General features: G+C 60.7%; 19 protein-coding genes and 1 tRNA gene. 5 read left to right on the top strand and 15 right to left on the bottom strand.

What is annotated here, in order from left to right; all coding sequences use genetic code 11:
• The first annotated feature begins 32 nt into the window (after window positions 1–32).
• On the top strand, window positions 33–1,439 hold the full coding sequence (locus BV911_RS01320; RefSeq protein WP_240512099.1) for a TolC family outer membrane protein: 1,407 nt from the start codon (window positions 33–35) through the stop codon (window positions 1,437–1,439).
• An 18-nt stretch (window positions 1,440–1,457) separates the two neighbouring features.
• On the opposite strand, the gene BV911_RS01315 is transcribed toward BV911_RS01320, so the two are convergent.
• Both BV911_RS01315 and BV911_RS01310 read right to left on the bottom strand, forming a co-directional pair.
• On the bottom strand, window positions 1,458–2,921 hold the full coding sequence (locus tag BV911_RS01315) for a cobyric acid synthase (RefSeq protein ID WP_086052014.1): 1,464 nt from the start codon (window positions 2,919–2,921) through the stop codon (window positions 1,458–1,460).
• A 94-nt stretch (window positions 2,922–3,015) separates the two neighbouring features.
• Window positions 3,016–3,330 (bottom strand): DUF6280 family protein, encoded by a 315-nt coding sequence (locus BV911_RS01310; protein ID WP_086051768.1) that lies wholly within the window; start codon window positions 3,328–3,330, stop codon window positions 3,016–3,018.
• Between the two features lie 211 nt (window positions 3,331–3,541).
• Between BV911_RS01310 and efp the strand changes: the two genes are divergently transcribed.
• Window positions 3,542–4,105 (top strand): elongation factor P, encoded by a 564-nt coding sequence (efp, locus tag BV911_RS01305; RefSeq protein WP_086051767.1) that lies wholly within the window; start codon window positions 3,542–3,544, stop codon window positions 4,103–4,105.
• Window positions 4,106–4,187: 82 nt separating this feature from the next.
• On the opposite strand, the gene xylA is transcribed toward efp, so the two are convergent.
• The 5 genes from xylA to BV911_RS01280 form a co-directional block, all read right to left on the bottom strand.
• On the bottom strand, window positions 4,188–5,492 hold the full coding sequence (gene xylA / locus BV911_RS01300; RefSeq protein WP_086051766.1) for a xylose isomerase: 1,305 nt from the start codon (window positions 5,490–5,492) through the stop codon (window positions 4,188–4,190).
• Window positions 5,489–6,928: a xylulokinase gene (gene xylB / locus BV911_RS01295; protein ID WP_086051765.1), complete on the bottom strand. Its 1,440-nt coding sequence runs from the start codon at window positions 6,926–6,928 to the stop codon at window positions 5,489–5,491. Before xylB ends, xylA begins: the two co-directional genes overlap by 4 nt.
• Window positions 6,929–7,690: an ATP-binding cassette domain-containing protein gene (locus BV911_RS01290; protein ID WP_086051764.1), complete on the bottom strand. Its 762-nt coding sequence runs from the start codon at window positions 7,688–7,690 to the stop codon at window positions 6,929–6,931.
• Window positions 7,691–7,703: 13 nt separating this feature from the next.
• Window positions 7,704–9,023: a sugar ABC transporter permease gene (locus BV911_RS01285; RefSeq protein ID WP_086051763.1), complete on the bottom strand. Its 1,320-nt coding sequence runs from the start codon at window positions 9,021–9,023 to the stop codon at window positions 7,704–7,706.
• 165 nt (window positions 9,024–9,188) lie between these two features.
• The gene (locus BV911_RS01280; RefSeq protein WP_086051762.1) at window positions 9,189–10,211 is read right to left on the bottom strand and encodes a substrate-binding domain-containing protein; all 1,023 of its coding nucleotides are present in this window, start codon (window positions 10,209–10,211) and stop codon (window positions 9,189–9,191) included.
• Window positions 10,212–10,417: 206 nt separating this feature from the next.
• On the opposite strand from BV911_RS01280, the gene BV911_RS01275 reads away from it, so the two are divergent.
• Window positions 10,418–11,689, top strand: a complete 1,272-nt coding sequence (locus BV911_RS01275; protein WP_086051761.1) for an ROK family transcriptional regulator — start codon at window positions 10,418–10,420, stop codon at window positions 11,687–11,689.
• 69 nt (window positions 11,690–11,758) lie between these two features.
• Here the strand turns inward: BV911_RS01275 and ggpS are convergent, their stop codons facing one another.
• From ggpS to BV911_RS01260, 3 genes are read right to left on the bottom strand one after another with little or no spacing between them, the layout of a single operon-like run.
• Window positions 11,759–13,267, bottom strand: coding sequence for a glucosylglycerol-phosphate synthase (ggpS, locus tag BV911_RS01270; RefSeq protein ID WP_086051760.1), 1,509 nt, complete (start codon window positions 13,265–13,267; stop codon window positions 11,759–11,761).
• Complete coding sequence (locus tag BV911_RS01265; protein WP_086051759.1) at window positions 13,257–14,057, bottom strand: HAD-IIB family hydrolase; 801 nt, start codon at window positions 14,055–14,057, stop codon at window positions 13,257–13,259. The genes ggpS and BV911_RS01265 overlap by 11 nt, the downstream gene beginning before the upstream one ends.
• Window positions 14,054–15,199 (bottom strand): NAD(P)H-dependent glycerol-3-phosphate dehydrogenase, encoded by a 1,146-nt coding sequence (locus tag BV911_RS01260; RefSeq protein ID WP_086051758.1) that lies wholly within the window; start codon window positions 15,197–15,199, stop codon window positions 14,054–14,056. Before BV911_RS01260 ends, BV911_RS01265 begins: the two co-directional genes overlap by 4 nt.
• A gap of 197 nt (window positions 15,200–15,396) precedes the next feature.
• Here BV911_RS01260 and BV911_RS01255 point away from each other — a divergent pair, with 197 nt between their 5' ends.
• A complete protein-coding gene (locus BV911_RS01255) occupies window positions 15,397–16,440 on the top strand; it encodes a Glu/Leu/Phe/Val dehydrogenase dimerization domain-containing protein (protein ID WP_086051757.1) in 1,044 nt (347 codons plus the stop codon).
• A gap of 21 nt (window positions 16,441–16,461) precedes the next feature.
• On the opposite strand, the gene BV911_RS01250 is transcribed toward BV911_RS01255, so the two are convergent.
• The gene (locus tag BV911_RS01250; protein WP_086051756.1) at window positions 16,462–17,370 is read right to left on the bottom strand and encodes a LysR family transcriptional regulator; all 909 of its coding nucleotides are present in this window, start codon (window positions 17,368–17,370) and stop codon (window positions 16,462–16,464) included.
• Between the two features lie 117 nt (window positions 17,371–17,487).
• Window positions 17,488–18,990 (bottom strand): CoA-acylating methylmalonate-semialdehyde dehydrogenase, encoded by a 1,503-nt coding sequence (locus tag BV911_RS01245; RefSeq protein ID WP_086051755.1) that lies wholly within the window; start codon window positions 18,988–18,990, stop codon window positions 17,488–17,490.
• A gap of 82 nt (window positions 18,991–19,072) precedes the next feature.
• On the opposite strand from BV911_RS01245, the gene BV911_RS01240 reads away from it, so the two are divergent.
• Window positions 19,073–19,963: a LysR family transcriptional regulator gene (locus BV911_RS01240; RefSeq protein WP_240512098.1), complete on the top strand. Its 891-nt coding sequence runs from the start codon at window positions 19,073–19,075 to the stop codon at window positions 19,961–19,963.
• A 390-nt stretch (window positions 19,964–20,353) separates the two neighbouring features.
• On the opposite strand, the gene BV911_RS01235 is transcribed toward BV911_RS01240, so the two are convergent.
• From BV911_RS01235 to BV911_RS01225, 3 genes are all read right to left on the bottom strand, one after another.
• A tRNA-Arg gene (locus BV911_RS01235) sits at window positions 20,354–20,430 on the bottom strand.
• A gap of 56 nt (window positions 20,431–20,486) precedes the next feature.
• On the bottom strand, window positions 20,487–21,878 hold the full coding sequence (locus BV911_RS01230) for a HAMP domain-containing sensor histidine kinase (RefSeq protein ID WP_086051754.1): 1,392 nt from the start codon (window positions 21,876–21,878) through the stop codon (window positions 20,487–20,489).
• A gap of 18 nt (window positions 21,879–21,896) precedes the next feature.
• Complete coding sequence (locus BV911_RS01225) at window positions 21,897–23,312, bottom strand: NAD(P)/FAD-dependent oxidoreductase (RefSeq protein ID WP_086051753.1); 1,416 nt, start codon at window positions 23,310–23,312, stop codon at window positions 21,897–21,899.
• Window positions 23,313–23,314: the final 2 nt, after the last annotated feature.

The following is a 23,314-nucleotide window of genomic DNA, read 5'->3' as shown; positions in this document are numbered from 1 at the left end:
AATTGGCCTGAACAGGCATGAGGAGCGGACAAGTGACGGGTTTCAGACAGTATAGATTGCGCCTGACGGGATTTGTCTGCGCGCTCTGTTTGGCGGTTCCGGCATCGGCCGAAACTTTGACCGACGCGTTGGTCTCTGCCTACAACAACAGCAACCTGCTGGAACAAAGCCGGGCGGTGCTGCGGGCTGCGGATGAGGATGTTGCCGTCGCAGTTGCGGCGCTGCGTCCGACATTGGATTATAACCTCACCCGCGATTGGGGTTTTGCGCAGGACGACAGCTTTTTGATCAATCGCGACAGCGTTGTGAACACGCTGGCCCTGACGTCTGAGTTGTCACTGTATGAATTTGGGCGGAACCAACTGGCGATTGATGCCGCTAAAGAAGCGGTTCTCGCGGCACGCGAAGGGCTGGTCCAGCAGGAGCAGGCGATCCTGTTTGCTGCGGTCAGCGCGTATATGGATGTGCTCGGGGCGATCGAGATCGTCGAACTGCGGGTCAACAACGTGCGGGTTCTGCAAGAAGAAGTCCGCGCCGCGAATGACCGCTTTGAAGTGGGCGAAGTCACTCGGACCGATGTAGCATTGGCGCAGTCTCGTCAGGCTCTGGCAGACGCCAATCTGGAATCGGCACGCGGGGATCTGCAAATCGCCCGTGAGGCGTTCAAGCTGGCCGTTGGTCGTTACCCTGGGACATTGGCCCAACCGCCTGCTGTTCCGGCCACGGCTGCATCGTTGGATGCTGCACGCGATATCGCGGTTCGGCTGCACCCCGCCGTGCTTGAAGCGCAGCGTCTGGTCACCGTGTCTGAAATCAACGTGGCGCGGGCGGAAGCCAGTGTGCTGCCATCCCTCACCGCCAATGCGCGGGCAGGCTATGCCGATGGTAGCTCGACCTCCAATTCGGGCAACCTTGAAGGGTTCGGGTCAATCGGGGTGGAATTCGGCGGCCCGATCTATCGTGGTGGTGCGCTGAACTCGGCGTTCCGCAGTGCCAAGGCGCAGCGCGATCAGAACCGGGCCACGTTGTTGCAGACCAGTTTGCAGGTGTCCGAGCAAGTGGGCCGGGCGTGGGCTGTGCGTGAAGTGGCGCGAGCCGTGCTGGTGTCAACCGGTCGCCAGATCGAGGCGGCGCAGATCGCCTTCGACGGTACCCGCGAAGAGGCGACCTTGGGCGCGCGGACAACGCTGGATGTGTTGGACGCTGAACAAGAGCTTCTGGATGCGCGCGGTGATCGGATTGCCGCTGCGGTGGACGAGCAGATCGCGGTTTACGGGCTACTGTCGTCCATGGGGAGGTTGACGGTCGATTATTTGGGCCTGCCGGTGATGGCCTATGATCCGTCGGTCTATTACAATCAGGTGCGCAACGCGCCCGCCGCCAACAGCGCACAGGGACTTCAGTTGGACAATGTCTTGAAAAGCATCGGCAAGTACTAAGGCCAAGGCGCGGGGTCGTCAGTCCCGGTTGATGACCGGGGCCGATAAGGCGAGCAGCGCGTCGAGGTCCAGATGCGTCGATAAGTGGTGCGCCAGATCGTCAAGCGCACTTTCGACGCCAGCATTGAAATCAAACTTCGCGCCATCAGCCCCGAGCCGAGTAAGAAATGCGGCGCGAAAATCATCTGCCGCAAACAGCCCATGCAGATAACACCCTTGCACCCGGCCATCGGGCGATGCGGCCCCTTCTGGGCGTCCGGCAAGTGACAGCCACGCCCGGGCGCAGTCAGGGCCATCGGTTGCACCAAGGTGGATCTCATAAGCGCTGACGGCGGTGTTGCTGGCAAGATCCACGGCGGTTGACAGGGCCAGCCGCTTTTCCGGGTGCATCACCGTGGTCACGTCGAGCAAGCCCAGACCGGCGACACTGCCGGGGGCGCCTTCCAGTCCATGCGGGTCCGCGATGGTGCGTCCGAGCATCTGATAGCCGCCGCAGATGCCCAAGACATGGCCGCCGCGCCGGACATGCGCTGCAAGATCGATGTCCCAGCCCTGCGCGCGGAAATAGGCCAGATCGGCAATGGTCGATTTGGTTCCCGGCACAAGAACCAGATCCGCATCGCCGGGCAACGGGGTGCCGGGTTGCACGATTACCACTTGCACCGAGGGATCGGCGTTCAGCGGGTCAAGGTCGTCGAAATTCGCGATACGGGACAGCCGCGGCACCGCCACCTTAAACCCGGTGCCGGGACGCGAGCGCAGATCCATCACATCTTCGGCAGGCAGGCGCCATGCCCCATCAAACCACGGAATGACCCCAAGTGACAGCCAGCCGGTCCGCCGGACAATTTCGGTCAGGCCGTCGTCAAACAGGCTGGGGTCGCCGCGGAACTTGTTGATAGCGAAGGCCTGAATGCGGTCGCGGTCGGATTTCGGCAGGACTGCATGGGTACCAACCATCTGGGCAATGACGCCGCCGCGATCAATGTCGCCAATCAGTACCACGGGAATGCCCGCCGCCTCGGCAAAGCCCATATTGGCGATGTCGCCCGCCCGTAGGTTGATTTCAGCCGGACTGCCGGCGCCCTCGATCAGCACGAGGTCGGCATCGGCAGCTAGGCGGTAAAAACTGTCTAACGCGGCCGAAAGCAGGGTGGGCTTGATCGCCGCATAATCGCGCGCTTGTAGGGTGGCAAAGCGTTTGCCCTGCACGATCACCTGCGCGCCGCGATCGCTTTCCGGTTTCAGCAACACCGGGTTCATATCGACCACAGGCGATACCATGGCGGCGCGGGCTTGCAGGGCTTGCGCGCGGCCAATCTCGCCCCCGTCTGCGGTGACGGCGGCATTGTTCGACATGTTCTGCGGCTTGAACGGACGGACCGCGAGCCCGCGCTTGTGGAATGCACGCGCCAGCCCCGCCACGATGATGCTTTTGCCGACGTTGGAGCCAGCCCCTTGGATCATCAAAGCACGCGTCACGCCCCGCCCCCGAAACAAAGAGGGAGGTTGGCAGGGTCATGAAACGAAAAGCGCGCCCCGAAGGACGCGCCCAAAAGTCCCGGACAGGTCACGCTTACGCGGCTTCGGCCTGCTGGTTGCGACGTTCGCTTTCCTCGCGCGACAATGCGACAGATGTGCGGACGCCCTTGCCAACAAAATCCATCAGACCGGTCACGACACGCTCATTGGGGTCGATTCCGGCGCAGGACAGCACCTCACGACCATCACGCGACCGCGCCCAACGGGCGATCTGCTCTGGTCCATTGCCGTATTTCTTGTTGTCTGCAATTGCATCATCCAGCGCTGCTAGTACGACAGCAGCAAACAGTTTGCGGGCACGGTTGCCTTGTTCATGATTGAAGGCCGTGCCATCGACGAACTCGCCCATCTAGTTTCCTTATTCTTGCTCTTGTATCCATCGCGGAGAAAGGCACTATGGCCTAAATAAACTGATTCGGTATCCCGAATTTGACATACCACATATGCGCTCTGCGCATAGGTATGATATTGGATTGGACATCGCTCCCGCACTTGCCACGCCCTTGTGTCGAAGATATAGGGGCGACTTAATCCTGTTTCAACATGCGCGTGAGGGCGAAATGCCTAAGATCAACGGTAATGAAATTCGCCCGGGCAATGTGCTGGAGCACAATGGTGGTCTGTGGGCGGCGGTCAAAGTGGACCATGTGAAGCCGGGCAAGGGCGGTGCTTTTGCTCAGGTCGAGATGCGGAACCTGCGCAACGGCAGCAAACTGAACGAACGGTTCCGCTCTGCGGATAAGGTCGAACGAGTCCGTCTTGAGCAAAAAGATCAGCAATTCCTGTACGAAACCGACGGCATGCTGGTGTTCATGGACACCCAAACCTACGATCAGATCGAATTGCCTGCGGAGCTTCTGGGCGATCGTCGTCCGTTCCTTCAGGACGGCATGACCATCGTGGTTGAATTTAACGGCGACGAAGCATTGAACGCGACCGTGCCGCAAAAAGTCACCTGCCGCATTGTCGAAACCGAGCCGGTGGTCAAAGGACAGACTGCGGCCAACAGCTTTAAGCCTGCGATTCTCGACAATGGCGTCAAGGTTATGGTGCCGCCCTTCGTCGGACAAGATGAAGACATCGTCGTCAACACCGAGACCATGGAATACGCTGAACGGGCCTAACGCCCGCCTCGCGACCCGATTTTAAAAGCCCGCACCCCAAAACAGGGATGCGGGCTTTGTCTTGTTTTGGGTGAGGCTGCGCTTAGAGGAACCGGTTGACCAAGTTCTCTAGCCGTTCTTGACCGCCCGAGCGGGGCTGCGGATTTATGTCTTCGGCCAGCACGCGCTCAGTGATGCTTTGCAGATCACTGTTCAGCATGGAGGTGGCTTCCGGGGCTTTCCATCCGGCATAGCGTTCGGTCCGCCGCGTTTCCAGCGACCCGTCGGTTAGCAGGGCATGGGCGGCTTTCAGGCCGCGCGCGCAGGTATCCATCGCCCCAACATGGCCCGCGATTAGGTCGATGGGATCAAGGCTTTGACGGCGGATCTTGGCGTCGAAATTGGTGCCGCCGGTGGTGAAGCCGCCCGCTTTGAGCACTTCGTAATAGGCCAATGCGGTTTCGGGCACATTGTTGGGGAACTGGTCGGTGTCCCAGCCGGACTGGTAATCGTTCCGGTTCATGTCGATAGACCCGAAAATCCCCAAAGACGCTGCCATAGCTAGCTCATGTTCAAAGCTGTGACCGGCCAGAATGGCATGGCCTTGCTCAATGTTCATTTTGACCTCGGTCTCTAGGCCAAATTGCTTGAGGAAGCCGTAAACGGTCGCAACATCGTAATCGTATTGGTGCTTGGTCGGCTCTTGCGGCTTCGGCTCGATCAGGATGCTGCCCTTGAAGCCGATCTTGTGCTTGTAATCCACGACCATCGACAAGAACCGCCCGGCATGTTCGCGCTCGGCCTTGAGATCGGTGTTCAGCAGGGTTTCATAGCCTTCACGGCCCCCCCACAGCACGTAATTCTCGCCGCCGAGCTTGTGGGTGGCGTCCATGCAGGTTTTTACGGTCGCGGCTGAAAACGCGAAGACATCCGGGTCGGGGTTGGTGGCCGCACCGGACATGAATTTGCGCTGGCTGAATAGGTTGGCGGTGCCCCAAAGCAGTTTTGGACCGCCCGCCGCCATTTTCGCGCCGAGGTATTCAACCATTTCTTCGAGATTGCGGCTGTTCTCGGCGAAATTTGCGCCTTCGGGGCGCATATCGGCATCGTGGAAGCAGTAGAACGGGGCGCCAAGGATGGCGAACATCTCGAAGGCCACGTCGGCCTTCAGCTTCGCCATCTCCATCGTGTCGGCCTTGAACCAGGGCCGGTCTAGGGTCTGCCCGCCGAACGGGTCGCCGCCCGGCCATGCAAAGCTGTGCCACCAAGCAACCGCAAAGCGCAGATGCTCGGCCATGGTTTTGTCGCCCAGCATTTCGTCGGGATTGTAATGGCGGAACGCCAATTCATTGGTACTGTCCGGACCTTCATAGGCAATGGGAGCAATTCCGTCGAAAAACGTCGTCATGAAAGACCTTTCAAGGCTTGGTAGGTACGTGAGTATCGATCATGCGCTTCTGCAAAAGCGTCTGTCAGGCCAGCCACGGGGGCAATGGTCCGGTCGATGACCGGTGCGGTGGCGATCTCAATGCCAGCTCCGGTTGCCGCCATCTGGGCCAGACGGGCCGCCCCAAAGGCGGCGCCAAATTCGCCGGATTGTGGCACCGAGACGTCAATTCCCAATGCGGTGGCGATGCCGGTCAGCCAATAGTCCGACCGGCTGCCGCCGCCGACGGCGATGAGGCTGTCGATGCGGGTTCCGGTTGCGGTCAGCGCGTCGTAGCTATCGCGGATGGCATGGGTGACGCCTTCGATCACGGCGCGGGTGCCGGCCGCCGCATCGGTGGTGTGGTCGATCCCAGTCAGTGACGCGCGGATGCGGGAATCGTTATGCGGGGTGCGTTCGCCGCCCAAATAGGGCAGAAACAGCGCCGATCCCGGTGCCTGCAATGGCCCAAGTCCGCGGGTCAAATCTGCTGCGGTTTGCCCGACCAGCCCGGCATACCAGTTCAGCGCGTCCGTGGCCGACAAGATCACGCCCATCTGGTGCCATGTATCCGGCAGCGCGTGACAGAACGTGTGGACCGCGCTGGCCGGGTCCGGTTCATAGGCCGCTGAGGCGGCGAACAAGACGCCGGACGTGCCAAGGGAGACAAAGGCTTGCCCGGCCTGAACCACACCGACACCAACCGCCGAGGCGGCATTATCGCCGCCGCCCCCGGCGACGATGACATTGGGGTTCAGGCCCCACCGATTGACAATCTCTTGGCGCACGGTGCCTGAGACGGCGTTTCCTTCGATCAGACGGGGCATCTGCGCCGTGTCGAGGCTGCATGCGGCCAACAGCGGGGCGGACCAGTCGCGCGTCCGGGTGTCCAGCCATGACGTTCCGGCGGCGTCTGACATCTCTGACACGGCCTCACCGGTCAGCCAAAGCCGCAGATAATCCTTCGGCAGCAGCACCCGGCGGACTTTTGCGAAAATCTCGGGTTCGTTGCGTTGCACCCAAAGCAGTTTGGGGGCGGTAAAGCCGGGAAAGACGATATTGCCGGTGATGGCGCGAAAATCCGGATCGGAATCCAGTGCCGCCGCTTCCTCATGTGCCCGGGTGTCATTCCAGAGAATACAGCGCCGCAACACGTTATCCGAGGCATCTAGCAAGGTCGCGCCGTGCATATGGCCGCTTAGGCCAATGCCCTTGATCTGCGCCAGTGATTGCCGGGCGGCGAGGGCGTCCATGACTGCGCCGACCGCGGTCACCCAGTCTGCTGGGGATTGCTCGGACCATCCGGGGTGAGGGCGAAAGACCTCTAACGGGGCATGGGCTTCGTCGATGACGGACTGATCGGCACCGATCAGCAATGCCTTTACCCCAGAGGTTCCAAGATCAAGACCGAGATACATTTACGCCACCTTTGCGGGCTGTTTGCCCAAAATAATCATACTGAGAATGTCATCGTCGGTGACATCCTTAACGTCGACAGTGCCAACCAGTTGGCCGTTTTTCATGACGCTGGCACGGTCGCACAGATCCATGACCGCTTGGACGTCATGTTCGATCAGAAAGATGCCCAGTCCCTGACGCTTCAGTTCTTGGATCAGCTCGGCCACCATCTGGGTTTCTTGTGGCCCCAGCGCCGCGGTGGGTTCGTCCATGATCAGGATGCGCGCATTGAAATAGACGGCGCGGGCGATGGCCACCGACTGGCGTTGGCCGCCAGACAAGGCTTTGACCGGGGCCGAGAACTTGGTGAAGTTGGGATTGAGCCGCGCCATGATTTTGCGGGTCTCGGCCTCTTGCCGGGCATCGTCGACAAACCCCATGGGGGTGATCAGTTCGCGCCCGAGAAACAGGTTAGAGGCCGCGTCCAGATTGTCTGCCAGCGCTAGGGTCTGATAGATCGTCTCAATGTTATAGGACCGGGCGTCGCGCGGATTGTTGATGACCGCCTTTTCGCCGTTGATATAGACGTCGCCGGAATCCTGTTTATAGGCGCCGGAGAGGCATTTGATCAGGGTGGATTTACCCGCGCCGTTATGGCCAAGCAGGCCCACGACTTCGCCGGGATACAGATCGACCGAGACATGGTCGACCGCCTTGATCCCGCCAAAGGCGATCGAGATGTCCCGCAACTCGACCAGAGGGGTTTGTGCGTGTTGAGTCATGGTTGTGTCTCCCTCAGTTCGATTTGCGGCGGTACAGAATGTCGAGATAGACAGCCAGTACCAGCACGCCGCCAACGACGACCTGTTGGATGGCGGCGTCAAACCCGATCAGAACCATCCCGGTTTTCAGTGATTGCATGACCAGCGCCCCAAGGATCGCACCGTAGATGGTGCCGATCCCTCCGGCGAGCGAGGTGCCGCCGATGACGGCAGCGGCAATCACGTAAAGTTCGTCCAATGTGCCGAGGGCGTTGGTGGCGGAATTCAGGCGGGCCGAGGCCACCACGCCGGCCAAGGCGGCCAGCATCCCCATGATCGCGAAAATCTTGACCGTGACCCAGCGGACATTGATGCCCGACAGTTCCGCCGCTTCAGGATTGCCGCCGATGGCAAAGACATAGCGGCCAAAGCGGGTGCGGGTCATCACGATGGTCATGATGATGCCCACGGTGATCAGGATCAGCACCGGGAAGGCAAAACCGTGCGAGATGAACAAGCCGGTTTCCGGAACGTCGATGCTGTTGGCTTCGGCATATTGCCGGACGATGCCGCGCGGCCAAGGATAGGCGTTGAACAAAAGGACGGTGCCGATCACCAGCCCGCAGCCCAATGTGCCGAGCACGACTTCGGCCCAGATCGGACGCAGGGCGAACATGTGCGACCGGCGCGAGGCCCGTCCGCTGACCAACAGGTAAATGATGCCAGCACAGGCAATCAGGCCAACAATCCACGTTCCTGTCGCGCCAATGGACCCATATGGCCCGCCGCCAAGCAGCGAAAACCGCTCGTCGACCGGGGAAATGGTTTCGCCCCGGGCCACAAGGAAGGCGGCACCGCGCCAGACCAGAAGGCCGCCAAGGGTGACGATGAAGGCCGGGATACCGCGATACGCCACTAGCCAACCCTGAAACGCGCCGATCAATGCGCCAAGAATAAGGCCGAACACGATGGTCAGAATCCAGATCAACGGACTTCCAAGGCCCAAATATTCCGGCAAGAACCGGACTTGAAACAGGCCCATCGCCATGGCTGTAAAGCCAAGAACTGACCCGACGGACAGGTCGATATGCCGGGTGACGATCACCAGCACCATTCCGGTGGCCATAATCCCGATGGACGAGGTCTGGACCGAGAGGTTCCAAAGGTTGCGGGGGGTCAGAAAGGCGCCGAAGCCGTTGACCAGCGCGCCGTAAAGATGAAACCCGATCCAGATTAAGACCAACGCGCCGATCATGCCCAACAGGCGGGTGTCGATTTCGGTGGCGCGCAGAAATTTCGCGACCGGGCTGGCGGGGGGCGTCTGCCCGTTGGATGGGGGAATGGGGTCGCTCATGGTCAGGTCCAGCCTTCGTCGCGTGAGGATGTAGAGGGGGGGCGTGATCGGGACGCGCAGCGCCCTGAAAGGAGTGCGGCATCACGTCAGGGGCACGGGCACGGCGGTGCCGCGTGCAGGTCTGCCCGGCGCTGCGAGGGTGCAGTGCCGGGCAGGCTGAAGAGATCAGTTACAAGCGGGAACGTCTGGCATCGCGCCTTCGCAGGCCTGTGCCTTGGTGATGTGGCCCGCATCAATCGCAAGGTTGAGGTTCTCTTTGGTGATCGGGGTCGGCTCAAGCAGGATCGCCGTCATTTCGACCCCCTTGGCACCGTCCGAAAAGGTCGACGCGCCGGGAACATCGGCCATGGCCGCCCCGTCAGCCAGCGCCAAAGCGATTTCGGCTGCGGCTGTGCCCAGTTGACGCGAGTCCTTCCAGACCGACACCGTTTGGGTGCCGCGTGCAACCCGGTTCAACGCCGCCAGATCGCCGTCTTGGCCGCCCACCGGAATCGTCAGCCCCTGCGCCGAAAGCGCCGCGATGACACCGCCAGCCATGCCGTCATTCTCGGCCAACACCGCGTCGACGTTGTTGTTATTGGCGGTCAGGATTTGTTCCATGTTCTGCTGGGCGGCTTCCGGCTTCCAGCCATCCGAGAACGCTTCGCCAACGATGGTGATCTTGCCCGCGTCAACATCCGCGCCGAGGACTTCCATCATGCCAGCCAGCAGAAAAGCGGCGTTGGGATCGCCCGGATCGCCCTTGATGATGGCATAATTGCCTTCAGGCTGAACGCCTTGCACGGTCGAGGCAATAATTCTGCCGACGCCTTTGTTGTCAAAGGTCAGGTAGAAGGCGCGCGGGTCCTCGATCAGGCGGTCATAGCCCACGACCGGAATGCCTTCGGCGGTGGCCGCATCCACGGCCGGGCCGATGGCGTCCTTGTCCATTGCCAAGATGATCAGGGCATCAGCGCCTTGCGCGATCAGCGCTTCGACATCGGTCAATTGCTTGGCCGCAGACGCTTGGGCATCAGCGGAAATGTATTTGGCACCGGCGGCATCAAGCGCGCTTTTGATGGCGGCCTCATCCGTCTTCCAGCGCTCTTCTTGAAAGTTCGACCAGCTGACCCCAACGGTCATTTGTGCGCTTGCAGCCGTGGCAACGCCAGCGGCCATTGCCGCGGCGAGAATAATTGCATTCCGCATGTAGTCCTCCCATTTGACTGCCCTTGAACAGGGCCTCCAGACCTCCCTGGATGCCGAGATGATGAATTTATATTTTTCAGTTGTCAAAATAAAAATATGACGGATAGGATGAATTTCGCAGAAATATTGGTCCAGCCGCCTAAAATCGCTGCGCTTGTGAAAGAATTTCCAGATATTCTGGGGGCTAAACTTCAAGGGATAAACAAATGGATGGAATCGATCAGGTGTCCCAAGATGACGACCCCCACGGGACCGGTATCGGACCCATCCTGACGACAGCACGGACACGCGGTCGGTCTTTGACTCATCAAGTCTTTGAAAAGATAAGATCATCCGGACGCATTTCCCGCAGCGACGTGGCCAAAGATCTGGGGGTCAGTCCCGGGTCGGTCACCGCGATTGTCGCTGGCCTGATGGACGCCGGGTTTGTACGCGAAAGTCCGTCTCCCAGCCGGGATACTTTGCGTGGCCGCCCGCCGGTGGATCTGACGATCATCCCGGAAGCCCGCTTTGTCATTGGTGTGAACATGCGGGCCGATCAGCATATGGCCGTGGTGGCGGATTCCTGCGGTAAAACCTTGGCTTATGCGGAAAAATCGCATTCGGCCGGGCGCATGGATGTGCCCGCGATGCTGGAAGATCTTGATGAGTTGATTGGCCGTGTTTTGAAAACATCCGGTTTGGCGCGCAACCAGATCTCGGCGCTTGGCCTTGGCTTGCCCGGTTTTGTCGATCACGCGGCGGGTATGGTGCATTGGTCGCCGATTCTGCGGGATCGAAAGGTCGAACTGCGCGCCGCGCTGGAATCGCGGTTCCCGTTCTCTGTCCAGATCGACAATGACGCGAATCTGCTGGCCATGGCGGAATCGTGGTTCGGGGTCGGGCGCAAACTCTCGGATTTTGCCGTGGTCACCATCGAGCAAGGGGTCGGGATGGGGCTGATCTTGGACAACGCGATTTATCGCGGCGCGCTGGGCCTTGGGCTGGAAATCGGCCACACCACGGTGCAACTGGATGGCGCGCTATGTCGCTGCGGACAACGCGGGTGTCTGGAGGCCTATGTAGCGGATTACGCATTGGTCCGCGAGGCATCGACGGCCATGGAATGGGACCCAAGGGTGGCACGTTCGCCGCAGCAAGCCCTTGAAATGCTGTTTGATCAGGCCAAAGCGGGCAATGATGCCGCGCGGTTGATTTTCAACCGTGCCGGTCGGTATCTGTCGCTTGGTCTGGCGAACGTCATCCGCATTTTCGATCCGGAATTGTTGATCATTTCCGGGGCGCGGTTGCGCTATGATTATCTCTATGCCGAAGAGGTGTTGGCCGAGATGCACAGCTTTTCGGATCAGATCGGGCGGCAGCGCACCCGGGTCGAGATCAACACGTGGGGCGATCTTGTTTGGGTGCGGGGGGCCGTCGCCATGGCATTGTCTGCGGCAACCGAAGATTTGTCCGCGCCTGCGCGGGACACCCCATAAACTTCACCGCGAAAATTAAAGCGGAGGCCATTCATGGCCCCCGCGTTGGCTGTGCGCAGTGGATGGTGCTTAATCTGACAGAAGTTCGGCAGTCTTTGGCCGGTCTTTGACGGCATCGAACATCCGGGTTTGGTCTTTGGACCACGCGTGGACGTCGTATTTTCGAACGGACTTGCGCAGGGCCGCCATACGAGAGCGCCGTTCTTCCTCGTCCATTTGCAATGCTTGCAGAATGGCGCTGTCCATGGAACGGTTCGAAAACGGATTGGTCATGACCGCAGGGGACAGATCCACTGCCGCACCGGCGAATTCGGACAGCACCAGAACCCCATCGCCGTCGATGCGCGAGGCGGCAAATTCCTTGCAGACCAAGTTCATTCCGTCAGCAAGGGGGGTGATCCACGCCACCGCGGCAGCCTGATAATAGGCGACCAGTTCGGTGAAGGGGATGGCATGTGAAATCAACGCGATCGGTTGCCAGACAAAGCTGCCATAGGCGCCGTTGATGCGGCCAGCGGTTTGTTCCAGTTCGTTCTGGATTTCCTTGTAGGCGGTCATTTTTGTATTGGCCGAGACCGAAACATGCAGCAACCGGACCTTGCCGCGCAATTCGGGATGATCCCGCAGGATGCGGCCAAAGCTTTCCAGCTGCTCGATCCCGCCTTTGGTATAATCGGTGCGCCCAATCGACAGGATCATCTTGGCGTCGCCCAGTTCTTCCTGAATGCGGGCCAGACTGAGGCCGGTTTCAGGCAGGTAGGCTTGCTCTTCGATGTAATCGACATTCACACCGACTGGCGATGCAGACACCCGCACGTCGTGACCCTTGTACCGGATCCGGGTGGGCGTCGTGCGTTCGCTCAGCGCTGTTCCCTCATGGATGAAGTCTGGGTTGACGACTTCTTCTTTCAAAACCTCGACTTCCAGGAGGCTTTTGGCAACGGCGACAAAGTTGCCGCAATAGCGCGGGATGTGAAATCCGACCACGTCGCAAGACAGCAGGCTTTCGACGATCTCACGCCGCCACGGTAGCACGTTGAACATGTCGGCGGCGGGGAAGGGGGTGTGGTGGTAGAATGAGATTTTAACGTCGGGCCGCAGTTGGCGGATATAGCCGGGCACAAGCCAGAGGTTGTAATCGTGGACCCAGATGGTGGCGCCTTCGGCGGCCTCAAAGGCGGCGGCTTCGGCAAAGGCCCAGTTTACCTCGCGAAAGGTGGGCCAATCGACCGGGTCATAGTTGTAGCGTTCCTTAAAGGAATGCAGGATCGGCCAGAATGCCTCTTTCGAGGTGATGTGGTAAAAACTGCTGACCTGTTCGGCGGTCAGCGGCAGGCGCGACACGCGGTAAGAGCCAAAGCTGTCGTCGATGCTGATGATCCGCTCGAACTCGGGGTTGGCGGGGTCATCGGCTTGTTTCCACGCAACCCAAGACGCCGCCTTGGCCTGCCCGAAAAAGCTTTTCAGGGTCGGAACAATCCCGTTCGGGCTGGTATTCTCGCGCAGCACAACCCGGTCGTCCACTTCGACCTCTTCATAAGGTTGGCGGTGATAGACGATGACAAGATCAGACTTCATGTTGCGCATCCTCAATCTGGGGGTGAAGGGACAGGGCGGCGATGGCCTCGATAATGCCCGCAGCGCCGATATCTTTGGCCTTATAGACTGTCGCGTGATCGCGAACTGCGTCAAGCAACGGTGCCTCAGAGCCACCAACAGCCACCGCCGGAACGCCGCAAATCAGCATAGTCAGGTCGTTCATGGTATCGCCCGCTGCCAGAACTTGGGCTTGCGGCACCTCCAGATGCGCCAGAAGGCGCAGCAGCGAGGGGCCTTTGCTGACGCCGCGCGGCAGCACGTCGAAATAGCGGTTGTCCGAGATCAGGTGATCCAAGTCCATGTCGCGCACGGTCTCAATGCTTTTGCGGTCGAAGTGATCGGGGTGCAGGTCATAGCTGACCCGGTGCCGGAACGCGGTCGGCTGTAACGTCAGCCCCGGATGGTCGGCGAGGGCGGCGCGCACCGCTTCGGCGCTGTCGTTCCAACGCTGCGAGATATCGGCCTCCAGCGCAGGAATCGGATGCACAGTGGCATCCTCGGCCACTTGGGCGATGGTGGTGCCGACATCGCCCACCACATAATCTGGCCGGGGGGCCTGTCCGCTGCGTACCAGTTCGGTGATAAAATCGGGGTCGCGACCGGTCACGAAAATCAGTCCAACCGAGGACCGGTGCGCCTCAATCCAACGATACAGCCGCTGGCGGTCGGCGTCAGTGCCGCCAAGGAAGGTCCCGTCAAGATCGGTGGCCAAAGTGAATTGCCGCGTGCTGAGCGACGGGGTGGGGGTCTCGGGTTGAAAAATGGTCATGACATCCTTTGAGCAAGGTCGTTGACGGCGGACTGTTTCGCCGGGTGATTGATTGAGATTTTGCCAAGGCTTTTCGGTTCCGCCTGGATCGGCAGGGACCACAGCGCCGCGAAGGTTGCGCCGATCGGGGCGCCTTGGTGCAGGATTGCGTGGACGGCTTCGCAAATGGGCATCTGCACATGCACGATCGCGGCCAATTCGACGACGGAGATCGCGTTGATTTCGCCCTCGACCACAACATTGCGCCCCTCGAAGCAGTCGGCGCGGGCGATCCCCTGTCCCAGTTGCACCCCGAGTGACATGTTGCGCGACGTCTGCGACGAGCAGGTCAGCGTCAGATCGCCCGCCCCGGACAGGCCGGTGATGGTTTCGCGCCGACCGCCCAGTTCTTCGGCAAGGCGCTTCATCTCGTCCATGCCGCGTGTGATCAAAGCGGCGCGGGTGTTCTCGGCAAATCCGGCGCCGGTCATCATCCCGCAGGCAATGGCAATCACGTTTTTAACGGCACCGCCAATTTCGACCCCGATCAGATCGTCGGAAATATAGGGGCGGAAGGCTTCGGACCCCATGGCCAGCGCCAGCCGCGCGGCGGCGCTTTGCTCGGGATGCAGTCGGTCCTGATAGGAGAAGGGAAAGGCGATGGTTGCCGCGGTCAGGTGCCCCAGTGCAGTTTCGCGGGCAAAGGTCGGCCCGGACAGCGCGCCGATCGGATGGCCGGGCAATTCTTCTTCGCAAAGCTGGCTCAGCGGCAGGCCCGTGCCCCGTTCGATGCCCTTGCAACACAGGGCCACCGGGACGTTCGCGCCAAGGAAAGGCCGAATTTGCGCGCAAATCTCGCGCAGGGTGTTGGATGGGGTCACGATGAGCACTGCGTCGGCATCCACGCAGGCCTCTTCGATGTCGGTGGTGGCGATCAGACCTTCCGGCAGTGGCACGTCGGGCATGTAGCGGGTGTTCACGTGGACCGTGTTGATATCATCAACGAGGGCCTGATCACGCCCCCAAAGCCGGACACTGCGCCCGGCGCTTAACGCCACAACCGCAAGGGCCGTGCCCCATGCGCCGCTGCCAATCACAGCGATCCGGCCGATTTTGGCCTCAGCGCCTGCTGGAAAGTCGTCAGTCGTAAAAAGTAATCCCATAAGTGCCCTTTGTTTACCGCGTGTGTCCTCGGATGTCCAACGCAGGCACCCTTTCAGATGTCGCCGCGTGCAACCCTCCCCGCACTCTAACGCAGTTCCCAGGAAAACCGTTCCATTTCTCTTGTCACCAGCCGAGTTGAATTTCGCGGGCTGTCAGAGTTAGGTTCAGAGAGTGCGCATATCTAGCAGGGGGCGAGATGCTCAATCTACCAGATTTTGACGATCACGAGGCAGTTACATGGGTCTCTGACCGAAAAAGTGGCCTGCGGGCGGTCATTGCGCAGCATTCGACCGTTTTAGGGCCAGCAGCGGGAGGGTGCCGTCTGTGGTCCTATGGCTCGCCCGAGGCTGGGGTGGTGGATGCTCTGCGGCTGTCGCGGGGGATGTCCTATAAGAACGCCATGGCCGGATTGCCACTTGGCGGTGGCAAAGCCGTGATCTTCGGACCGGTGCCGGCGGATCAGCGTGAAGCGGTGTTCGAAGCCTTCGGTGCCGCGGTGGAGCGCCTTGCGGGGCGCTATGTCACCGCCGAGGATGTGGGCGTGTCGGTCAGCGATATGCAAATCGTGGCCCGTCAGACCCGCGCGGTTTCAGGGTTGCCGCGCGCCAGCGGCAGCGTTGGCGGCGATCCGTCGCCCTATACGGCGCGGGGCGTGCTGCGCGGGATCGAGGTCGCCATGCGCCAAGCCGATGGACGCACGGATCTGGAGGGGGTGCGGGTGGCTGTGCAGGGGCTGGGCAGTGTCGGCGGGGCGCTGTGCGGCTTGCTGGCTGAACGCGGTGCCAAGCTGCTGGTAGCCGATCCGCACCCGGACCGGGTGGCGGCGGTGTGTGAGGCAACCGGCGCAAAGGCCGTGCCGCTGGACGCGATCCTGTTTCAGGACGTGGATGTACTGGCACCCTGCGCGCTTGGCGGCATCCTGACTGCCGAAGTGATTGGCGCGTTGAACGCCACGGTCATTGCGGGCGCGGCGAACAACCAACTTGCAGACCGAGCGGCTTCCGCGGCGCTGGCGGCCAGCGACCTGATCTATGTGCCGGATTATGTGATCAATGCGGGCGGGATTATCGTTGTCGCCGCGGAATATCTGGGGGGGCAGACTGAGGCAGATGTGCTGGATCGCGTCGATGCCATCGGTCCCCGGGTTGCCGATCTGCTGGCCCGGGCCGCGCGTGAGGCGGTGCCGGTGGATGCGTTGGCCGACCAGCTTGCAGCGGGCTTGATCGAGGCGGCGCGCTGACGGCTGATCAGGTGCGGCGGATCAGGTGCGGCAGCGCAGTAGGCCACCATGCAGGGTGCCGTCAGGAAACGCGCCTTGGATTACATCCAGCACCACCCGTAGACGCGCGGTCAGGGACTGGGCACTGGGATAGACCAAGGTCAGCTCGGTTGGCGCGCATTCCCAGTGTTGTAGCAATTGGATCAGGCGACCGGCAGCCAGATCCTCTTCGACCAGAAACAGCGGCAAAAGCGCGAGGCCAGCAGCCCCCAGTGTTGCGTCGCGCAAAGCTGGCTCCGAGGTCATGGCCAGTCGTCCGGCCAGCCGTACCGAGGCTTGCTCGCGTCCATTTTGGAAATACCACGTCTGAACCAGCCCGACCCCGGCGAGCAAAATTGGCAATCCGGTTAAATCTGCCGGCGTTTCCGGAATAGATTGCAGCACATCCGGCGCGACGACCACGACGCGATGCGCGGTCGCGATGGGCTGAGCGATTAACGCACTGTGCGCCGGATGGCCGATGCGCAGGGCGGCATCGAACCCATCTTCGATCAAATCGGGTTGGCTGTCGGTCAGAACGATTTCAAGGCTGAGATCGGGATAGAGCCGACGGCAGACCGCCGCGATCTGCCCCATAAACGCCTGCCCGAACAGCACCGGTACCGCGATCCGCAGATGCCCGCTGATGCTGTCGCCAGTGTCATTTAGGGCTTGGGTGATCTCGCTGGCATCCGACAGGATGCGCTCTGCCCGCGCCAGAACCATGGCGCCTTCTGCGGTCAGGCGCAATTTGCGGGTGGTCCGTTCGATCAGTTGCACGCCAAGCGCCGCTTCAAGGTCTTGTATGCGTTTGGAAACGGTGGATTTCGGGGTGCCCAATTTCCGCGCCGCCGCTGCAAACGAGCCCTCGGTCGCGATGGCGGCGAATTCTTTAAGTGCGTTCAGGTCCATTTGGCGTTCCCGTTTTGAACTGGAAAAACCATGTCCGCTGCGGGTTGCCAAGGTAGAATTGCCGAATTGGCCCCGCACCCGGCCCAAAAGTCGGACCGGGTGTGGGGCGGGATCGGATTAGCCGAGGGTCGGCATCACGAATTCTGACGCGGTGCGCATGCCGGATGGCCAGCGGGTCGTGGTGGTCTTGATGCGGGTATAGAACCGCACCCCTTCCATCCCGTGCATGTGGTGATCGCCAAAAATAGATGCTTTCCAGCCGCCAAAGCTGTGGAACGCCATCGGCACTGGGATCGGTACGTTGATGCCGACCATGCCGACCTCGATCTCATTGCTGAAGGCCCGCGCCACATCGCCGTCACGGGTGAACACAGCCACCCCATTGGCATAGTCATGGCTGTGGATCAGGTCGATCGCCTCTTGATAGTTCTGACGGCGGACCACCGACAGAACCGGGCCAAAAATCTCATCCTTCCAGATGGACATGTCGGGCGTCACATTGTCGATCAGGGTGCCGCCTAGGTAATAGCCGTCCGCATATCCCTGTTTGTCCTGCTTGAAGTCGCGGCCGTCGACGACGATGGTCGCGCCTTCAGCTTCGCCCGCATCGATGTAGTTTTTGACCTTGTCCCGGTGCTGTTTGGTCACCAGTGGCCCCATGTCCGAGGCCTTGTCGGTGGACGGGCCGATTTTCAACGCTTCGATCTGCGGCACCAGCTTTGCAATCAGCGCATCGGCAACCGCATCTGTCACCGGCACTGCGACGGAGATTGCCATGCAGCGTTCCCCGGCCGAACCGAAAGCCGCGCCCATCAGCGCGCCAGCAGCCATGTCCAGATCGGCGTCGGGCATGATCACCATGTGGTTCTTTGCCCCGCCAAGCGCTTGAACACGCTTGCCGTTCGCGGTGCCGGTCTGATGGATATATTGCGCGATCGGGGTAGAGCCAACGAAGGATATGGCCTTGACCTTGGGGTGATGCAGCAGCGCATCGACCGCTTCTTTGTCGCCTTGGACGACCGAGAACACACCGTCAGGCAAACCAGCCTCAGCCAGCCATTCGGCCATCAGCAACGACGCGGATGGGTCCCGTTCGGAGGGCTTCAGGATGAAGCAGTTGCCGCAGGCCAGAGCCACCGGGAACATCCACAAGGGCACCATCGCCGGAAAGTTGAACGGGGTGATCCCGGCGACCACGCCCAACGATTGCCGGATCATGTGGCTGTCGACGCCGGTGCCGACATTCTCGGAAAACTCGCCCTTCAGGAAAGACGGCGCGGAAGTGGCAAACTCGACCACTTCGATGCCACGGGTGACTTCGCCAACCGCGTCGTCATGGGTCTTGCCGTGCTCGGCTGAGATTGCCTCGGCCAGTTGATCGGCGCGGTCCCACAAAATGGTCTTGAAGCGGTCCAAAACCCGGGCGCGGCGCAGGGCAGGGGTCGCGGACCATGCTGGCCATGCTGCCAATGCAGAGGCTACGGCAGTGTCGACTTCGGCGGTCGATGCCAGCGCGACGGTTGTGTCTGATGTGCCTGTGGCCGGGTTGAACACGGGCTGGCTGCGGCCTGATGTTCCGGCAACACGGGCATTGTTAATGAAATGGGCAATCTCGGTCATGGGATCCTCCTCTGGTTGTCCTGTTATAGATGTTATGAAATCCGCATAGCAATTCAGGATTCTTGAACATTGATATGCAATAATGCATAACACTGCGATGAATTGGGAAGATGCACGATTGTTCCTGGCGGTGGCGCGTAGCGGTCAAATGCTGGGCGCGGCCCGGCGTTTGGGGGTCAATCAGGCCACCCTATCCCGGCGGGTGTTGGTGTTGGAAAAAGAGTTGCAGGTCACCTTGCTGCATCGGCGGCCGCATGGCTGTGATCTGACCGATGAAGGGCGACGGTTGGCCGAGCGGTTGGAGCGGGTGGAAAGTGAGTTTCTGCGCGCAGAAAGTGAGATTCGCGGCCGGGATATGGCGGTCACGGGCACTGTGCGGATTGGTGCGCCGGATGGGTTTGGAACGGCGTTTCTAGCACCCCGCCTCAAGCTTTTGGCCCAGCGGCATCCGGGGCTTGCGGTGCAGCTTGTTCCCGTGCCGCGCAGCTTTTCGCTGTCCCGGCGCGAGGCGGATATTGCCGTCATCGTCGGACAACCTGAACGTGGGCAGTTGGTGACCCGCCGGTTGATGGATTACAGCCTCAGCCTGTATGCGACGCCAGAATACCTTAGGCAGGCGCCGCCCCTGAACAGTGCTGCTGATCTCTCGGCGCATGATCTGGTCGGCTATGTCGAGGATCTGATCTACGCACCCGGGCTTGATTACGCGCAGGAAATCACCCGCACCTGGACCAACCGGATCGAAGTCTCCAGTGCGCTTGGACAGCAAGAGGTGGTGCGGGCCGGTGGCGGCATCGGGCTGCTGCACGATTATCTGGTGACGCCAGAGATGGGGCTTGTCCGGGTCTTGCCGGATATGTCGATTCAACGCGCCTATTGGATCGTTTTTCACGAAAGCTTGCGCGACATGCGCCGCATTCAGATTACCACTGACTTCTTGCTGGAAATCGTCCGGGACGCAGGCCGGACCTGACCCGTTTCCCGCCCTCCGCCCTGTCCAGCGGGAGAACCGGGCAGGGCGGGCCGGTGCATCGGGCCTGACGGCATAACGCTTGGCCAAGGCTTCGACGCTCTGCGGTCGGATCGGTGATCCAAGGCGATCGGAACCGAGCCGCTGTAGATTGGCTAGATTCCGTGGTCCGCACGGATAGAATGGTCGTTATTTCCATCGAATTGCAACAAAAACGCCGAACTGTCCTGCAAAAGGCCAAAAGTCGCCATTTTTATGCCATAATTGGGCGCGAGGGAGTGTCACGGCGCAGTCGGATGGACGGGCGATGCGCATCGAGTCGCCGGGAGGGGGCATGATCTTGTCAGGCGCCTTCAGGCACCACAATGATCTCAGTTGGACGTATAGGGGATATGGTGCGCTGGGGAGGATTCGAACCCCCGACCCCTTGATTCGTAGTCAAGTACTCTATCCAACTGAGCTACCAGCGCGTTGAGGGGGGTTTAGTCGGGGTGTCCGGAGACTGCAAGAGCAAATATCACTCTTTTTAAGCGTCGAGGATCGCTTGCCCTTTGGGCAACCAGATGGCGAAGATGGTGCCCGCATCATCACTGCGTTCCAACTCTAGCCGGCCGCCGTGGCCGCGGACCAATTCCGACGCGATGGCAAGGCCGAGGCCGGTGCCGCCTTTGCGAAAACTGCCCTGAAAGGCGGTGAAAAGATGCTCGCGCGCTTTGACGGGCAAGCCGGGGCCATTGTCAGCGACGCGAATCCACCAGTCGGCGTCGGATTCTCCGGCGGTGATTGAAATGACGCCGGCGTCGCCGTTTGCAACGATCGCTTGACGCGCATTGCCCACCAGATTGCCCAGAATGCGCAGCATTTGATCCGGGTCACAGCGCAGGATCAGGCTGTTTGGAACGTCACAATGAAACACGACGTCATCGTTGCTGACGGCGATGCGTTCATTGTCCAAGGCATCTTCGGCCAACGTTGCCAGTGAGATCCGGGTCAGGGTGGGGGGCGGTTCTTCGGCCTTGCCAAACGCCAGCGTCGATTCGCACAAGTTGACCGCGCGGCGGATGGAATTGACCAGTTTTGGCACCGCGCGCTGGACCACCGGATCCTCGCTGGCATCCATGCGGTCGGCAAACAGCTGAGCCGTGGTCAGGATATTGCGCAGATCGTGGCTGACCTTGGCTACCGCGCCGCCCAGTTGCGCCAGTCGCTCTTTTTGCCTGAGTGCGCCGGTCAATTGCGTCTGCATCGAATACAGCGCTTCTTCGGCTTGGCGCAATTCCCGCACGCTGGCATGGGGCGTGATGATGTTGCGGGCATCTTCCGGGGCGGCGGCATAGCTGCGGATATAATTGACCACGCCTTTGATCGGCCCGACCAAAAAGCGCTGCACGGCCAGAAACAGCATCCCGGCGGTAACGACCGAGATCACGGCCGACAACAGCAGGACGCGGATACCATAGTCCAGCAAGGCGTGGCGCAGCGGGTAGGCCTCCATCGTGACCTCAATCAGAAGCCCGGCATCCTGCGTCGGATTTCCGATCACCCGAATCACGTCCTTCTGGGCTGAAAACAGGCACATGATCGCGTCTTTGATCAGGGTCAGCGCCGTTGCTTCGCGCAAGTCATAGGTGGCGACGATGGGCGAGGGAATCGGCGAGGACAACATCAGCTGGCGCACTTCATCCCGCAGCAGGACCACGTTGAACACCCCGGCGTTTTGCAGCAGCTCGGTTTCAAGTGTCGGATCGATGTCGTCGGTGGCCAGAAGCACGAGTGAGGCGATCTGGGCCCGCTCAAGGCGGACCAGCAGATAATCTTCCCGAAATCGGGCGACAGAGGGCACGAAGATCAGAATCTCGGCCAACATCACGAACAACACGGTCAGAACGAGAAAGCGGCCAGATAGGGAATTGAGCATTCTCGTCCTCAGGTCAGGTCACGGCACAAAGCGTTGAACGATGCCGACCACGCGTTTCACAGTCGGGTTGTCGAACAGCTTCGGGCTAAAATAGGCACCCGCAGCCCGTTTGTTAATCTCGCCAAGGGTCGGATAGGGCGCAACCATGTTGGCAATAGCAGTCATTTTCAGATTGTTTGCAAGAGCCAGCGCCCAAATGCCGATCAACTCGCCTGCCTGCGCGCCGACGATCGAAGCCCCGACGGGGCGGCCTTTCACGATCATGACCTTGATCAGCCCGGTGGTTTTTCCCTCGGTGATGGCGCGGTCATTCTCATGATAAGGAAAGCGCACAACGTCCAGCTTGTCGCCGTGTTGCTTGCGCGCCTCTGCTTCGGTCAGGCCGACTTGTGCCATTTCGGGGTCAGTATAGGTGACCCAAGGAATGTGGTCGGTGCGCGCTTTGGCGGGCAGGCCGAACAGCAGCGATCGGATGACCACCCCGGCGTGGTAGCCCGCGACATGGGTGAACTGAAGCCCGCCTGCAGCATCGCCAATCGCGTAAACGCGCCGGTTCGATGACCGCAAGCTGGCATCGACAGTGACGCCCTTCTTGGTGAACGCAACGCCTGCGGCCTCAAGGTTCAGCCGGTCGATGTTCACGGATCGCCCGACGGCCATCAGCAGGTGCGAACCGGTGACGCTGCCGTCTGAGGTTGTGACGGTGATCTGGCCATCCTGTTCCGAGACGCGTTCAGCTTGGGCACCCTCAATGATCGTGATGCCTTCGTCGCGCAGAGACGACAGCGCCACCTCGGCCAATTCTGGGTCATCCTTGCCGAGGGCTTTCTGGCCTTCGATCACGGTGACCTGACTGCCAAGCCGAATATGCGCCTGCGCCATTTCCATGCCGATGGGGCCACCGCCGATGATAATCAGATGCGTCGGGCGATCCCGGAGGTCGAACAGCGATTCGTTGGTCAGATAGGGAACCGTGTCGAGACCCGGGATCGGTGGCACCAGCGGACCAGACCCGGTGGCAATCACAAACCGCCGGGCCTTAATAACCGTGTCACCGGCCTGAACCTCGGTGTCTGAAATAAACTGTCCGAATTCGCGAATGACATGAACGCCAAGACCTTCGAACCGTTCTTGGCTGTCAACGGGGGCGATGCTGTCGATCACCCGCTGCACATGATCCTTCGCTGCCGAATAGTCGATCTCGGGCGTGACCGGGCGAACGCCGAAGGGCTGACCGCTTTGCATGGCATGGGCGTGCTTGCCCGCAGCAATCAGCGCCTTTGACGGCACGCAGCCATAGTTCAGGCAGTCGCCGCCCATCTTGTGGCCTTCGAGCAGCACCACCTTCGCCCCCATCTGGCTGGCACCCGACGCGACCGACAGGCCGGCGGACCCGCCGCCGATGACGCAAATATCACAGGTCAGTTTGGTCATGG

This window comes from Pseudoruegeria sp. SK021, assembly GCF_002119405.1.
In the GTDB taxonomy this organism is placed as follows: domain Bacteria; phylum Pseudomonadota; class Alphaproteobacteria; order Rhodobacterales; family Rhodobacteraceae; genus Meridianimarinicoccus.
Note: the sequence above shows the minus strand (reverse complement) of the source record. Positions and strands in the feature narration are given on the sequence as shown.